At 67.6% G+C, this 13611-nt stretch carries 10 protein-coding genes; 3 read left to right on the top strand and 7 right to left on the bottom strand.

Translation table 11 applies throughout. The features are described from left to right. Nucleotides 1–4 precede the first annotated feature (4 nt). A complete protein-coding gene (locus tag ACVK00_RS14520) occupies nucleotides 5–220 on the bottom strand; it encodes a hypothetical protein (RefSeq protein ID WP_354122859.1) in 216 nt (71 codons plus the stop codon). Between the two features lie 10 nt (nucleotides 221–230). Next, a complete protein-coding gene (locus ACVK00_RS14515; RefSeq protein WP_354122860.1) occupies nucleotides 231–1682 on the bottom strand; it encodes a xylulokinase in 1452 nt (483 codons plus the stop codon). Nucleotides 1683–2130: 448 nt separating this feature from the next. Here ACVK00_RS14515 and ACVK00_RS14510 point away from each other — a divergent pair, with 448 nt between their 5' ends. Continuing rightward, entirely contained in the window at nucleotides 2131–3507 is a 1377-nt protein-coding gene (locus ACVK00_RS14510) for a nucleobase:cation symporter-2 family protein (RefSeq protein WP_212082497.1), read from the top strand. A 319-nt stretch (nucleotides 3508–3826) separates the two neighbouring features. Here the strand turns inward: ACVK00_RS14510 and ACVK00_RS14505 are convergent, their stop codons facing one another. Genes ACVK00_RS14505 through ACVK00_RS14495 form a run of 3 tightly spaced genes read right to left on the bottom strand, consistent with a single transcriptional unit; the run spans nucleotide 3827 to nucleotide 9852 of the window. Further along, on the bottom strand, nucleotides 3827–5350 hold the full coding sequence (locus ACVK00_RS14505; RefSeq protein WP_284897658.1) for an efflux transporter outer membrane subunit: 1524 nt from the start codon (nucleotides 5348–5350) through the stop codon (nucleotides 3827–3829). Next, nucleotides 5350–8550: an efflux RND transporter permease subunit gene (locus tag ACVK00_RS14500; RefSeq protein WP_228905512.1), complete on the bottom strand. Its 3201-nt coding sequence runs from the start codon at nucleotides 8548–8550 to the stop codon at nucleotides 5350–5352. Before ACVK00_RS14500 ends, ACVK00_RS14505 begins: the two co-directional genes overlap by 1 nt. 15 nt (nucleotides 8551–8565) lie before the next feature. Further along, on the bottom strand, nucleotides 8566–9852 hold the full coding sequence (locus ACVK00_RS14495; protein WP_228905514.1) for an efflux RND transporter periplasmic adaptor subunit: 1287 nt from the start codon (nucleotides 9850–9852) through the stop codon (nucleotides 8566–8568). Between the two features lie 398 nt (nucleotides 9853–10250). Here ACVK00_RS14495 and ACVK00_RS14490 point away from each other — a divergent pair, with 398 nt between their 5' ends. Continuing rightward, entirely contained in the window at nucleotides 10251–10892 is a 642-nt protein-coding gene (locus tag ACVK00_RS14490; protein ID WP_166725180.1) for a TetR family transcriptional regulator, read from the top strand. A 120-nt stretch (nucleotides 10893–11012) separates the two neighbouring features. Here ACVK00_RS14490 and ACVK00_RS14485 read toward each other — a convergent pair whose 3' ends face one another. Then, a complete protein-coding gene (locus ACVK00_RS14485; protein ID WP_284897662.1) occupies nucleotides 11013–11666 on the bottom strand; it encodes a cysteine hydrolase family protein in 654 nt (217 codons plus the stop codon). Between the two features lie 152 nt (nucleotides 11667–11818). Here ACVK00_RS14485 and ACVK00_RS14480 point away from each other — a divergent pair, with 152 nt between their 5' ends. Further along, nucleotides 11819–12820: a helix-turn-helix domain-containing protein gene (locus ACVK00_RS14480; protein ID WP_284897663.1), complete on the top strand. Its 1002-nt coding sequence runs from the start codon at nucleotides 11819–11821 to the stop codon at nucleotides 12818–12820. Between the two features lie 54 nt (nucleotides 12821–12874). Here ACVK00_RS14480 and ACVK00_RS14475 read toward each other — a convergent pair whose 3' ends face one another. Next, nucleotides 12875–13582 carry a CoxG family protein gene (locus ACVK00_RS14475; RefSeq protein ID WP_284897666.1) on the bottom strand — a complete coding sequence of 236 codons (708 nt, stop codon included), beginning with the start codon at nucleotides 13580–13582 and terminating at the stop codon, nucleotides 12875–12877. Between the last annotated feature and the right edge of the window lie 29 nt (nucleotides 13583–13611).

Raw genomic sequence — 13611 nt, 5'->3', positions numbered from 1 at the left:
CCGTTCAATACAGCACGATCGGGCGAATCGATTCGCCCGTCTTCGTCGAGTCGAAGCCGTCGCCGAGCTTCCCGAGCGCCAGCGCGTGCGTGTCAGGCCAGGCCGTGCCGCGCGACACGGCGAAACCGTGCCCGGCATGATCCCCGATCCCGCCGCCCGTCGCGTGCGCGAAACAGTCGTCGGCTTGCCGCGATGCGTCACCGCCGTCGCAACAGGACAAGTGCCCGAGTTTAAACGGCGGTCGTGAACCACGCATCCGTTCGCGCATACAGATCGACGAAACGCGCATGGCGTGCGGCCAGCGCGCGATCGTCGCGCGGCGCGGCGACCGGCGATGCAGCCGGCGCCAGCGTGCGCAGCGCGTCTTCATGCCAGTGCCCGATCGCGACGCCCGCGAGCAGCGCGGCGCCCCGGGTCGCGGCGTTCGGGCAATCGACCGCGTCGAGCGAGGCGCCGAGCGCATCCGCGAGCAACTGGCGCCAGCGCGGATCGACCGAGCCGCCGCCGGCGAGGCGCAGCGTCGTCACCGGATCGGCCGGGTTCGCGTCGCGGATCGCATCGAGCCCCGCGCGCAACGCGAACGCGACGCCTTCGAATGCGGCGCGCATCATCGCGCCGCGCGTGTCACCGAGCCCCAGACCGAGCCAGCCGCCGCGCGCATCGGGATTCATCCACGGCGAGCGCTCGCCCGTCAGGTACGGCAGGAAGCAGAGCCGCTCGGACGGCGGCTGCGCGAACGCGTCGTCGTACGCCGCCGGCCAGCCGGCATAGCCGAGCCAGCCGCGCACCGCTTCGAGCGCGATCCCGACGTTCTGCATCGCGGCCATCGTGTAATAGCCGCCGCCGGCCGCCGTGCGATAGCGATGCAGCCCGCGCCGCGCGGGCGGCAAGCGATCCGCGAGCACGACGATCTGGCCGCCGCTGCCGGTGGTCAGCAGCGCGTCGCCGGCCGCGACGAGCCCGCTGCCGAGCGCCGCGCACGCGGTATCGGCCGCCCCGGTCGCAAGCGGCACGCCGGCCGGCAGCCCGAGTGCCGCCGCAGCCGTCGCAGCGAGCACGCCGCAGCGCGCGCTCGACGCCTGCACCGGCGCGAAGCGGTCGGCCGACAGGCCCAGCGAGTCGATCAATGCCGTATCCCACGCGCCGTCCGGCGTCGCGAGCGCGGTCGCGCACGCATCGCTCGGATCGGCCGCGATCTCGCCGCCCAGTGCGATGCGCAGCCAGTCCTTCGGCTGCACGGCACGGCGCGCGGCCCGCAGCGCCTGCGGTTCGTGTGCGGCCAGCCAGCGCAACAGCGGGCCCGCCATGCCGGGCGCGACGGGATTCGGTGCGACGGGCAAACCGGCGCCGGGCCAGTCGGCCGCGTCCGCTTCACGCACCGCGCGCGTGTCGGGCCACAACAGTGCGGGCCGCACCGGCTGCCCGGCCGCGTCGATCAGCACGACGCCATGCATCTGGCCGGAGAAGCCGATCGCGGCGACCTGCTCGCGCTCGGCGGCCGGCAGCCGCGCAGCGGCGCGCACGAGTGCCTGCCACCACACGTCGGGCGCGATTTCGGCCCAGCCGGGCTGCGGCGAAGACAACGCATAGGGTTCGCTCGCAACCGCGCGCTCGACGCCGTCGGCATCGAGTGTGACGAGTTTGATGGAGCCGGTACCGAGGTCGATTCCGAGCAGGCGCATGGCTGAATGGTGTAGTCGAGTAAACGGATATCGATGATAGCGGGATCGCGACACGCGCCCCGATTTGCGCGGCGCTTTTGCCGCCGCGGCACCGCGAAAACGCGGCCGCGCGCGGCGGCCTTCACGAGGCTGCATCTTGCAGGTCAAAACGGCCGCTCACGGGTTAACCCGGCACGATTTTTCGCAGGTCGTTTTTGCCACTATGCCGCCGTCCCGATACACACCATAAAGCCGGCGATATTTGACATGGGGGTCCGCACTATTTTGAAGGGCTATAAAACCGGGGAACCTCACTCCAGCGGCGTTTCCCGATGATCTTCCCCCTGTTGCATGCCGAAACGGCATATCGAACCAGCAAAGAGCGGAATAGTACCCAGTGCTCTTGTTGCGATGGTGCATTCCGCATAACTTCGTACCACCCCGAAAACAAGATCATGGAGTGAGACAGATGCAATCGAACACGGTCCATCCGTGCGATGAGGTGCTGCCGACCGGCAAGCTTGTAACGCTTGGTCTCCAGCACGTCCTCGTCATGTACGCCGGCGCTGTCGCCGTGCCGCTTATCGTCGGCGGCGCGCTGAAGCTGCCGAAAGACCAGATCGCGTTCCTGATCAGCGCCGATCTGTTTTCGTGCGGCATCGCCACGCTGATCCAGACGCTCGGCCTGTGGATCTTCGGGATCCGCCTGCCGGTCATCATGGGCTGCACGTTCGCCGCGGTCGGCCCGATGATCGCGATCGGCACCAACCCCGGCCTCGGCATTCTCGACATCTTCGGCTCGACCATCGCGGCCGGCATCATCGGCATCGTGCTCGCGCCGATGATCGGCAAGCTGCTGCGGTTCTTCCCGCCGGTCGTGGTCGGCACCGTGATCGCGGTGATCGGGCTGTCGCTGATGGAAGTCGGGATCAACTGGGCCGCCGGCGGTGTCGGCAATCCCGAATACGGCAGCCCGGTCTATCTCGGCCTGTCGCTGCTCGTGCTCACGCTGATCCTGCTGATCAACAAGTTCGGCCGCGGCTTTCTCGCGAACATCTCGGTGCTGCTCGGCATCGTCGCCGGCTTCGTGATCGCGTTTGCGGTCGGCCGCGTGAATACGGACGGCGTGGCGCTCGCCCCGTGGGTCGGCTTTGTGATGCCGTTCCACTTCGGCCTGCCGCACTTCGACCCGCTGTCGATCGCGACGATGGTCACGGTGATGTTCGTCACGTTCATCGAATCGACCGGCATGTTCCTCGCGGTCGGCGACATGGTCGATCGTCCGGTCAACCAGGATCGCCTCGTGCGCGGCCTGCGCGTCGACGGCCTGGGCACGCTGATCGGCGGCATCTTCAACTCGTTCCCGCACACGTCGTTCTCGCAGAACGTCGGCCTGATCGGCGTGACGGGCGTGAAGAGCCGGTACGTCTGCGCGACGGGCGGCGTGATCCTGGTGCTGCTCGGCCTGTTCCCGAAGATGGCGCAGGTCGTCGCGTCGGTGCCGCCGTTCGTGCTCGGCGGCGCGGGCATCGTGATGTTCGGGATGGTGGCGGCAAACGGCATCAAGGTGCTGTCGAAGGTCGACTTCGTGAACAACACGCACAACCTGTTCATCGTCGCCGTGAGCGTCGGCATGGGCCTCGTGCCGGTCGTGTCGCCGCACTTCTTCTCGAAGCTGCCGCCCGCGCTCGCACCGATCCTGCACAGCGGCATCCTGCTCGCGTCGGCCTCCGCCGTGATCCTGAACATCGTGTTCAACGGCGTGAAGGGCGAGAAGGACGCGAAGTGCGAGATCCGTCGCGCGGGACATGACTTCGACGGGCGCCCGGCCGACGTGCATCACTGATCGGTCCGCGCCGGACGCACGGCGCGAGACGGCAAGCGAAAAACGCCACGGCAAGCCGTGGCGTTTTGCTTTGCGGTGGAGGACGGCAGCGGGGATGCCGGTGACGGCGGTGACGGCGGTGACGGCGGTGACGGCGGTGACGGCGGGGATACCGGTGACAGCGGGGATACCGGCGACGGCGGTGATGGCGATACGCAGTCGCGACAAACCGGCCGCCCAAAAGAAAACGCCACGGACTTTCGTCCGTGGCGTTGTCGCATCCCGGGGACCGCGACTTCAGCGAGCCGGTGCGGTCGCCCGCCCCTGCCCGCCGTCGTGCTTACCCGTTCGTCGCCGTGGCCGACGCAGGCGCCGGTGCGGCCGGCTTGTCGTAGTCGACCGTCTGGTCCGGCGCGCGCGGCGTCTCGCCGGCTTGCTGGATCCAGCCGCCGCCCAGTGCGCGGTACAGCGTGACCAGGTTCGTCCAGCGGGCCAGACGCGCGTTGATCAGCGACTGCTGCGCGGTGTACAGATCGGTTTGCGCGGTCAGCACCGACAGGTAGCTGTCGACCCCGTTCTTGTAGCGCAGGTCCGACAGATCGAAACGACGCTGCTGCGCGTGCTCGTTGCGCTCGAGCGCGGCGATCTGCTGGTCGTACGTGCCGCGTGCCGCCAGCCCGTCCGACACTTCGCGGAATGCCGACTGGATCGCCTTCTCGTAGTTGGCGATCTCGATGCGCTTCTGCACGTTCGCGAGGTTCAGGTTCGCGATGTTCTGCCCGCCTTCGAAGATCGGCATCGTGATCTGCGGCGCGAACGACCACGCCGCCGTGCCGGCCTTGAACAGCCCGCCGAGCGTGGGGCTCCCGGTGCCGAACGCGCCCGTCAGCGAGATGCGCGGGAAGAACGCCGCGCGTGCCGCGCCGATGTTCGCGTTCGCGGCCAGCAGCGTCTGCTCGGCCTGCATCACGTCGGGGCGACGCGTCAGCAGGTCCGACGGCAGGCCGGCCGGCACGTCCGTCAGCAGGTTCTGCGCGTCGAGCGGCATGCCTGCGGGCAGATCGTCCGGCAGCGGCTCGCCGACCAGCAGCACCAGTGCATTCAATGCCTGCGCGCGCGCGCGCGCCTGCGCCTGCTGGTTCGACAGCGCCTGCTCGACCACCGTCTGCGCCTGACGCAGCTCGAGCTCGGAGCCCGTGCCGTTGTCGAACTGCAGCTTGGTCAGGTCGTACGACGCCTGCGCGGTCTTCAGCGTGTCTTCCGTGACCTTCAGCAGGTCGTCGGTCGACAGCAGCGTCAGGTACTGATCCGCAACCTGCGACACCAGCGAGATCTCGGTGGCCTGCCGTGCATACGACGTCGACAGGTACTGCGCGAGCGCCTGGTCCTTCAGGCTCTGCACGCGGCCGAACAGGTCGAGCTCCCACGACGCGGACAGGCCGACGTTGTAGGCGCGCGAGATGTACGGCGCACCGGTCTGCGAAAGGCCCTGCGGCACGCGCTGGATATTGCCGGTGCCCGTGCCGTCGAGCGTCGGGAACAGGCCGGCGCGCGTGATCTGGTACTGCGCGCGCGCCGCCTCGATGTTCAGCACCGCGACGCGCAGGTCGCGGTTGTTCTTCAGCGCGATCTCGATCAGCCGCTGCAGGCGCGGATCGACGAAGAATTCGCGCCAGCCGATGGCGGTCGCCGCCTGGCCGTTCGCGCTGCGCGCGCCGGCAGCACCCGGCTGCGTCGCATAGACGCCGTCGGCCGGGTACGCCTGCGCGACGGGTGCGTCGGGCCGCTTGTAATGCGGCGCCATCGTGCAGCCCGTGGCAAGGAGCGCGACCGCGATTGCAGTCAAAGCGTGTTTTTGCATCATCACTGTCCCTTGTTGCCTTCGTCGCCGTTGCCCGGCTTCTCTTCGTGGTGCGAGTGCTCCTGAGCCAGGCGCAGCGCGTCGTCGACGTCTTCCTTCTCGCCGCTGAAGATCGCACGAATCTTCACGAAGAACATCGGGATCATGAAGATCGCGAGGAACGTCGCCGTGATCATCCCGCCGATCACGCCGGTACCGATCGCGTGCTGGCTTGCCGAACCCGCGCCGTTACTGATCGCGAGCGGCATCACACCGAGAATGAACGCGAGCGACGTCATCAGGATCGGACGCAGCCGCAGGCGCGCTGCTTCCAGCGCGGCCTCGATCGGCCCCATCTTCTCCGTCATCTGCAGTTCGCGCGCGAACTCGACGATCAGAATCGCGTTCTTCGCGGACAAGCCCACGGTGGTCAACAGGCCGACCTGGAAGAACACGTCGTTCTCGAGGCCGCGCATCGTCGCCGCGAGCAGTGCGCCCACGACGCCGAGCGGCACCACCATGATCACCGAGAACGGGATCGACCAGCTTTCATACAGCGCCGCGAGACACAGGAACACGACCAGGATCGAGATCGCGTACAGCACCGGCGCCTGCGAGCCGGACTGGATTTCCTGGAACGACAGGCCGGTCCACGAATAGCCGATACCGACCGGCAGCTTCTTCGCGAGCCCTTCCATCGCGGTCATCGCCTGACCGGTCGACTTGCCCGGTGCGGCCTGACCCTGGATTTCCATCGCCGACACGCCGTTGTAGCGCTCGAGCTTCGGCGAACCGTACGTCCAGTGACCGCTCGCGAACGCGCCGAACGGCACCATCCCGCCCGCCCCGTTGCGCACGTACCAGATGTTCAGGTCGTCCGGCGTCATCCGGAACGGCGCGTCCGACTGCACATACACCTTCTTGATCCGGCCGTCGGTGTCGAGGAAGTTGTTCACGTACTTCGACGCCCATGCGATCGAGAACGTCTGGTCGATCGCGTCCGCCGTCACGCCGAGCGCGTTCGCCTTCTCGCGATCGATGTCGACCTTGTACTGCGGCGTATCGTTCAGCCCGTTCGGACGCACGCCCTGCAGCGTCGGATCCTTCGCGGCCATCCCGAGCAGCTGGTTACGCGCGGCCATCAGCGCGTTGTGGCCGAGACCGGCGTTGTCCGTCAGCTCGAAGTCGAAGCCGGCGGCCGTGCCGAGTTCCGGAATCGACGGCGGGTTGAACGGGATCACCATCGCGTCCTTGTAGCCCGCGTAGCGGCCGAACATCCGGCCGATCAGCGCCTGGACCTTCTGGTTCGCGTGCTGACGCTGCGAGTAGTCCTTCAGGCGCACGAACACCAGACCGGAGTTCTGGCCGCGGCCGGCGAAGCTGAAGCCGTTGACCGTGAACGCCGATTCGACGATTTCCTTCTCGTCCTTCAGCAGGTAGTCGGAAATGTTCGCGAGCGTTCGCGCGGTCGTTTCCTGCGTCGAACCCGACGGCGTCTGCACGATCACGAACATCAGGCCCTGGTCTTCATCGGGCAGGAACGACTTCGGCAGGCGCACGAACAGCAGCCCGACCGCGACGATCACGACCAGATAGATGATGAGCCAGCGGCCCGAGCGCTTGATCACGTGGTGCACGCCGACGTGGTACTTCTCGCGGCTGTTGTTGAACGTGCGGTTGAACCAGCCGAAGAAGCCCTTCTTCTCTTCGTGATGGCCCTGCGGGATCGGCTTGAGGATCGTCGCGCACAGTGCGGGCGTCAGAATCAACGCGACCAGCACCGACAGCACCATCGCCGACACGATCGTCAGCGAGAACTGACGATAGATCGCGCCGACCGAACCGCCGGAGAACGCGACCGGCACGAACACCGCCGACAGCACGAGCGCCACGCCGACGAGGGCGCCGGTGATTTGGTCCATCGCCTTGCGGGTCGCCTCCTTCGGTGACAGCCCCTCTTCCGCCATCACGCGCTCGACGTTCTCCACCACCACGATCGCATCGTCCACCAGCAGGCCGATCGCGAGCACGAGGCCGAACATCGACAGCGTGTTGATCGAGAAGCCCACCATCGACATGATCGCGAACGTGCCGAGCAGCACCACCGGAACCGCGATCGTCGGGATGATCGTCGCCCGCAGGTTCTGCAGGAACAGATACATCACGAGGAACACGAGCACGATGCCTTCGAGCAGCGTCTTGACCACTTCCTCGATCGACAGCTTCACGAACGGCGTCGTGTCGTACGGATACTTCACGACGAGGCCGTGCGGGAAGAACGGTGCGAGCTCGTCGATCTTCGCGCGCACGGCCTTCGCGGTCGCCAGCGCGTTCGCGTTGGTCGCGAGCTGGATACCGAGTGCCGCGGTCGGCTGACCGTTGTACTTCGTGTCGAAGTTGTAGTTTTCGCCGCCGAGTTCGATCTTCGAGACGTCCTTCAGGCGAACCTGCGAGCCATCCTGGTTGACCTTCAGCAGGATGTTGCCGAACTGCTCGGGCGTCTGCAGCAGCGTCGATTCGGTGATCGTCGCCTGCAGCACGGTGCCCGGCTTGGCCGGCGTGCCGCCGATCTGGCCGCCCGCGATCTGCACGTTCTGCGCGGCGATCGCGCTCGACACGTCGACCGGCGTGAGGCCGTAGTTCGTCAGGCGGGTCGGGTCGAGCCAGATCCGCATCGCGTACTGCGAGCCGAACAGCGTGACGGTACCGACGCCGTTCAACCGGCTGATCGGATCCTTCACGTGCGACGCCACGAAGTTCGCGAGGTCGTACTTGTTCATGCTGCCGTCTTCGGAGTTGAAGGCGAGCACCAGCAGGAAGCTGCTGCTCGACTTCGTCACCGACAGACCGAGCTGCTGCACGACCTGCGGCAGAACCGGCGTCGCGAGCGACAGCTTGTTCTGCACCTGGACCTGCGCGATGTCGGCGTTGGTGCCCGGTGCGAAGGTCAGCGTGATCGTCGCGTTGCCCGAGTCGTCACTCGTCGACGACATGTACAGGAAGTTGTCGAGACCGCTCATCTGCTGCTCGATCACCTGCGTCACCGTGTCTTCCACGGTCTTCGCGGAAGCGCCCGGGTAGTTCGCGGTGATCTGGATCGATGGCGGCGCGATCGTCGGATACTGCGAGATCGGCAGCGTGAAGATCGCCGCAACCCCGGCCAGCATCAGGATGATGGCGATCACCCACGCAAAGATCGGGCGATCGATAAAAAACTTTGCCATGAAACAGGCTCCCTGTTATTTCGCGCTCGAAGCAGCGGCGGCGCTCGCCGGCGCTGCGCCCGATGCGGCGGCATCCGATGCGGAGGCACCCGAAGCGGCGGCACCCGAGGCAGCGGCGGCGGCCGGCGCGGCGGATGCGGCGGCACCCGATGCGGCATCGGCGGCCGGCAACTGCGCGGCGACCGACTTCACCGTCGCGCCCGGACGAACCTTCTCGACGCCCTGCACGATCACGCGGTCGCCCGCTTGCAGGCCGCTTTCGACGATCCAGTTCTGACCTTGCATGCCGGTCGTCTTGAGCGGACGCGGCTCGACCTTGTTGCTCGCGTTCACGACCAGCGCGACCGCCTGGCCCTTCGCGTCATGCGTGACGCCGATCTGCGGCACCAGGTACGCGTTCTCGTTCACGCCTTCCTCGATCCGTGCGCGCACGAACATCCCCGGCAGCAGCACGCGGCCCGGGTTCGGGAACACCGCGCGAATCGTCACCGAGCCCGTCGTCTGGTCGACCGTCACGTCCGAGAACTGCAGCTTGCCGGCGTCGGAATAGGTCTTGCCGTCCTCCAGGATCAGCGACACCTTCGCCGCGCCCGGGCCGCTCGTCTTCAGGCGGCCGCTCTGCACGTCCTGGCGCAGCTTCAGCCCCTCGAGGCTCGACTGCGTCAGGTCGACATAGACCGGATCGAGCTGCTGCACCGTCGACATCAGCGTCGCCTGGCTCGCCTGCACGTAAGCGCCCGGCGTGACTTGCGAAATGCCGACGCGGCCGGTGATCGGCGACACGACGTCCGTATAGCCGAGGTTGATCTGCGCGGTATCGACCGCTGCCTTGCCGGCCGCGACGTCCGCCGCGGCCTGGCCTTGCGTGGCCACCGCGTTGTCGTATTCCTGCTTGCTGACCGCGTTCGCGGCCACCAGCACCTTGTAGCGCGCGACCAGCGCGTTCTGCGTGACGAGGTTCGCCTGCGCCTTCGCGAGCGTCGCCTTCGCGCTGTTCAGCTGAGCGATGTACGGTGCCGGGTCGATCTTGTAGAGGCGCTGGCCGGCCTTGACGTCGCCGCCTTCGGTGAATTCACGGCGCAGCACGATGCCGTCGACCCGTGCGCGCACTTGCGCGACGAGGAAGGCGCTGGTGCGGCCCGGCAGTTCGGTGAAGACCGGGACGGCTTGCGGCTGGACGGTGACGACACCGACTTCCGGCGTTTGCGGCGGCGGTGCCGATTCTTTTTTTCCGCAGGCAGCCAGGAAAACCGCGGCTGCCGCGACAGTGATCAAGCGGTATGGAACCCGTTCGACGCGCATGGAGCGACCTCTGTTTGTAACCAATGGAATGAGTGCGGCGCCCCGCGGGAGCGCAACACGGATGCGCCTCGCGGCGCAGATCGAACACCTGAATTACTGGACTGCTGGATACAGCAAGTCGGCACGAGACCTCCATGCCGACGAGATGCCGCGAACTGCGGACTGGTACTTTGGCGGGAATCAGCAGAGTGGGATATTAACTGATTGCCACTTGGGCCATTCGATCGTAGGGTGGTATTGTATATACATTCACGAATGTATGTAAAAAGCCCGATCGCCCGTCGCGACCCGCCCAATCTTACGAATTATTTCCAATCGAGAGCATAGCGGCTCCCGGAGACGGCGACGAGGGTTGCAGACCCTATATTCACCTACGATCGATCCATTCAGGCCTGCACATGGTCAGACGTACCAAGGAGGAGGCGCTCGAGACGCGCAATCGCATTCTCGATGCCGCCGAACACGTATTCTTCGAGAAGGGCGTGTCGCACACTTCGCTCGCGGACATCGCCCAGCATGCCGGCGTGACGCGCGGCGCGATCTACTGGCATTTCGCGAACAAGAGCGAGCTGTTCGACGCGATGTTCGACCGCGTGTTCCTGCCGATCGACGAGCTCAAGCGGATGCCGCTCGACGCGCCCGGCGGCAATCCGCTCGACAAGATCCGCAAGATCCTGATCTGGTGCCTGCTCGGCGTGCAGCGCGACTCGCAGTTGCGACGCGTGTTCAGCATCCTGTTCATGAAGTGCGAATACGTCGCGGACATGGAGCCGCTGCTGCAGCGCAACCGCGCGGGGATGAGCGAGGCGCTGCACGCGATCGATGCCGATCTCGCGGGCGCCGTCCGGCTCAAGCTGCTGCCCGAGCGGCTCGACACGTGGCGCGCGACGCTGATGCTGCACACGCTCGTCAGCGGTTTCGTGCGCGACATGCTGATGCTGCCCGACGAAATCGACGCCGAGCAGCATGCGGAACAACTCGTCGACGGCTGCTTCGACATGATGCGCTACAGCCCGGCGATGCTGAAGACGGGCGACTGACGGGCGCCCCGCCGACGGCGCGACATGCGCCGTTTCATCGTCATTGGTCGGTCAATCCGGCCATGCGCGGGCGGGCAGCGCCGTGCCGCCCGATCGATTCCTCTACTTTCCCCGGTTCGCTCAGGCCGCCTTCGCGCGTTGCGCGCGGGCCCGCCGGTTCGACGCGGCCACCGAATCGCGCGTCGGCATCGCCGCGCCGCCGAGTCCCGCGATCCATGCATCGGTCGACATCACGGCCGCGAAATTCGACTGGAACACCACCGTGTACGCGCGGTGAATCTCCTCGGCGCTCGCCGCGCCCGCTTCGTTCTCGTACGGCAACGCACCGGTTGCGTCCGTCAGGTACTCGACGGCGAGCCCCGCATGCGCCGCGTGATAGACCGTCGCCGCATTGCAGTTGTGCGTCATGTAGCCGGCGACCGAGAGCGTGTCGATGCCGTGCGCGTCGAGCCACGCGGCGAGATCGGTGCCGGCGAACGCGCTGGCCTGCGCCTTCACGATCAGGTGCGCATACGGCCGGTCGGCGACGACCGGATGCAGCGCGACGCCGTCCGTGCCGGGCGCGAAGATCGGCGCACCCGCCGGCGCGACGTGCTGGACGACGATCACGGGCACGCCGGCCGCATGCGCGGCGTCGATCGCGCGGCCGATGTTCGCGAGCGATGTGTCGACGCTCGGATACTCGATCGGCAGGTTGCCCGTCACGTATTCGTTCTGGACATCGATCACGATCAGGGCACGGCGGGAAGCGGAAGGCGATACGGCGTTCGACATGGCAGGCTCCGGGTTCGGCCGCGCCGCCCCGCTCCGGAACGGGGCGGACAGCAGCGCGATGGGATGCATTGTCGGATCGCATCGCGCTTGACGACAGTGGCCCGATAGCCATTCTTCGATAGAATCGGGCCATCGCCATTCCGGAGCCCGTCATGCGCGCCGCTGCGTCGTCCGTTGCCCCCGCCCCGACCGTCGTCGCCGTGATCGCGTACGACGGCATCAGCCCGTTCCACCTGTCGGTGCCGTCCGTCGTGTTCGGCCAGGAGCGCGATGCGGCCGCGACGCCCGCGTTCGAGTTCCGCGTGTGCTCGGCCGAGCGCGGCCCGCTGTCGACGACGGGCGGCTTCACGATCATCGCGCCGCACGGGCTCGACGCGCTCGACGACGCGGACATCGTCATCGTGCCGGCATGGCGCGATCCGGCCGAAGCGCCGCCGGACGTGCTGGTCGACGCGGTACGCGCGGCGGCCGCGCACGGCGCGCAGGTCGTCGGCCTGTGCCTCGGCGCGTACGTGCTCGCCGCGGCCGGGCTGCTCGACGGGCGCCCGGCCACGACGCACTGGGCGTGGGCCGACGACTTCGCGCAGCGCTTTCCGCGCGTGAAGCTCGACCCCGACGTGCTGTACGTCGACGACGGCAACCTGATGACGTCGGCCGGCACGGCCGCGGGGCTCGACTGCTGCCTGCACGTGGTGCGGCGGCGCTTCGGCTCGGACGCCGCGAACCAGATCGCGCGCCGTCTCGTGATCCCGCCGCACCGCCAGGGCGGGCAGGCGCAGTACGTGCCGCAGCCGGTCGCCGCGCATCCGCGCGACGCGCGGCTCGCGGGCCTGCTCGACTGGGTGCGCGCGCATCTCGACGTCGCACACAGTGTGGATTCGCTCGCCGAACGCGTACTGATGAGCCGGCGCACGTTCACGCGCCACTTCCGCCAGGCGACGGGCACGACCGTCACCGCGTGGCTGCAGGCCGAGCGGCTCACGCGTGCGCAGCATCTGCTGGAAACCACCGGACAATCGATCGACGCGATCGCGCAGGCGGCCGGCTATGGCTCGAGCGTGTCGCTGCGCCAGCATTTCGCGGGCGCGCTCGGCACGTCGCCGTCGGCATATCGGAGGGAATTTCGCGGCGCCGGGCCCGACGCGCGGCGCTAGTGGGCGCCGCGCCGCCGAGGATCGGCCGGGCAACGCGCCAGCGGGCGCGGCCGCTCAGGCGCCGTTGATCCAGCGCGCCGCATACAGCAGCAACGCGACGAACACGATGATCGCCGCCCATGCCCAGACGGGCAGCGGGCCGGATTCGCGATGATGAACGGCGCTCGCGGCACGGCCGCTCAGCGCGCTGCCGAGGTGCGACGGCAGCGGACGCTTCGCCGCGGCCATCAGCGACGCGGGCCGCAGGAACACATGCTGGCGACGTTGCGTGCTCGAACGCGCGCGGTTCGGCACGAGACCGTGCTTCGCCTGCACGACCGCGCAGAATTCGCGGAAGAAATCGTCGGTCCACTCGTGCAGCGCATTCTCGATCTGCCGCGCCGGCAGCTCGGCGAGCGGCCCGCTCGCGGTCGCCCACACCACGTATTCGATGCGCGTCGTGGCCTCGTCGTCGTCCGGCAGCAGCACGAGCTCGACCTGCCCGCGCAGCGCGCCGAGGCCGTCGGCCCGCGCCTTGAAGTTGAGCACGCGGCGCGGCTGCCCTTCCGCGTCGCCCTGTTCGCTCGCCGAATGCGCCCGCACGTCGTAGCGCGCACGCAGCGGGCCGAGCGGGACCGTGATCGTCAGCGCGAACTCGCCGTGCGCGAGCTTCACGAACGATTCGCAATGGTCGAAGCTGGCCCGCAGCAACGCGAGATCCTCGAGTGCCTCACGCACGACAGCCGGCGCGAGCGGTACGCGTAACGTGTCGGTCAGTTCCATGATGCCTCCCCCGATGAACCGACGCCGTC

This window comes from Burkholderia sp. PvR073 (genome assembly GCF_054055695.1).
This window is presented reverse-complemented; position numbering and strand designations above follow the sequence as displayed.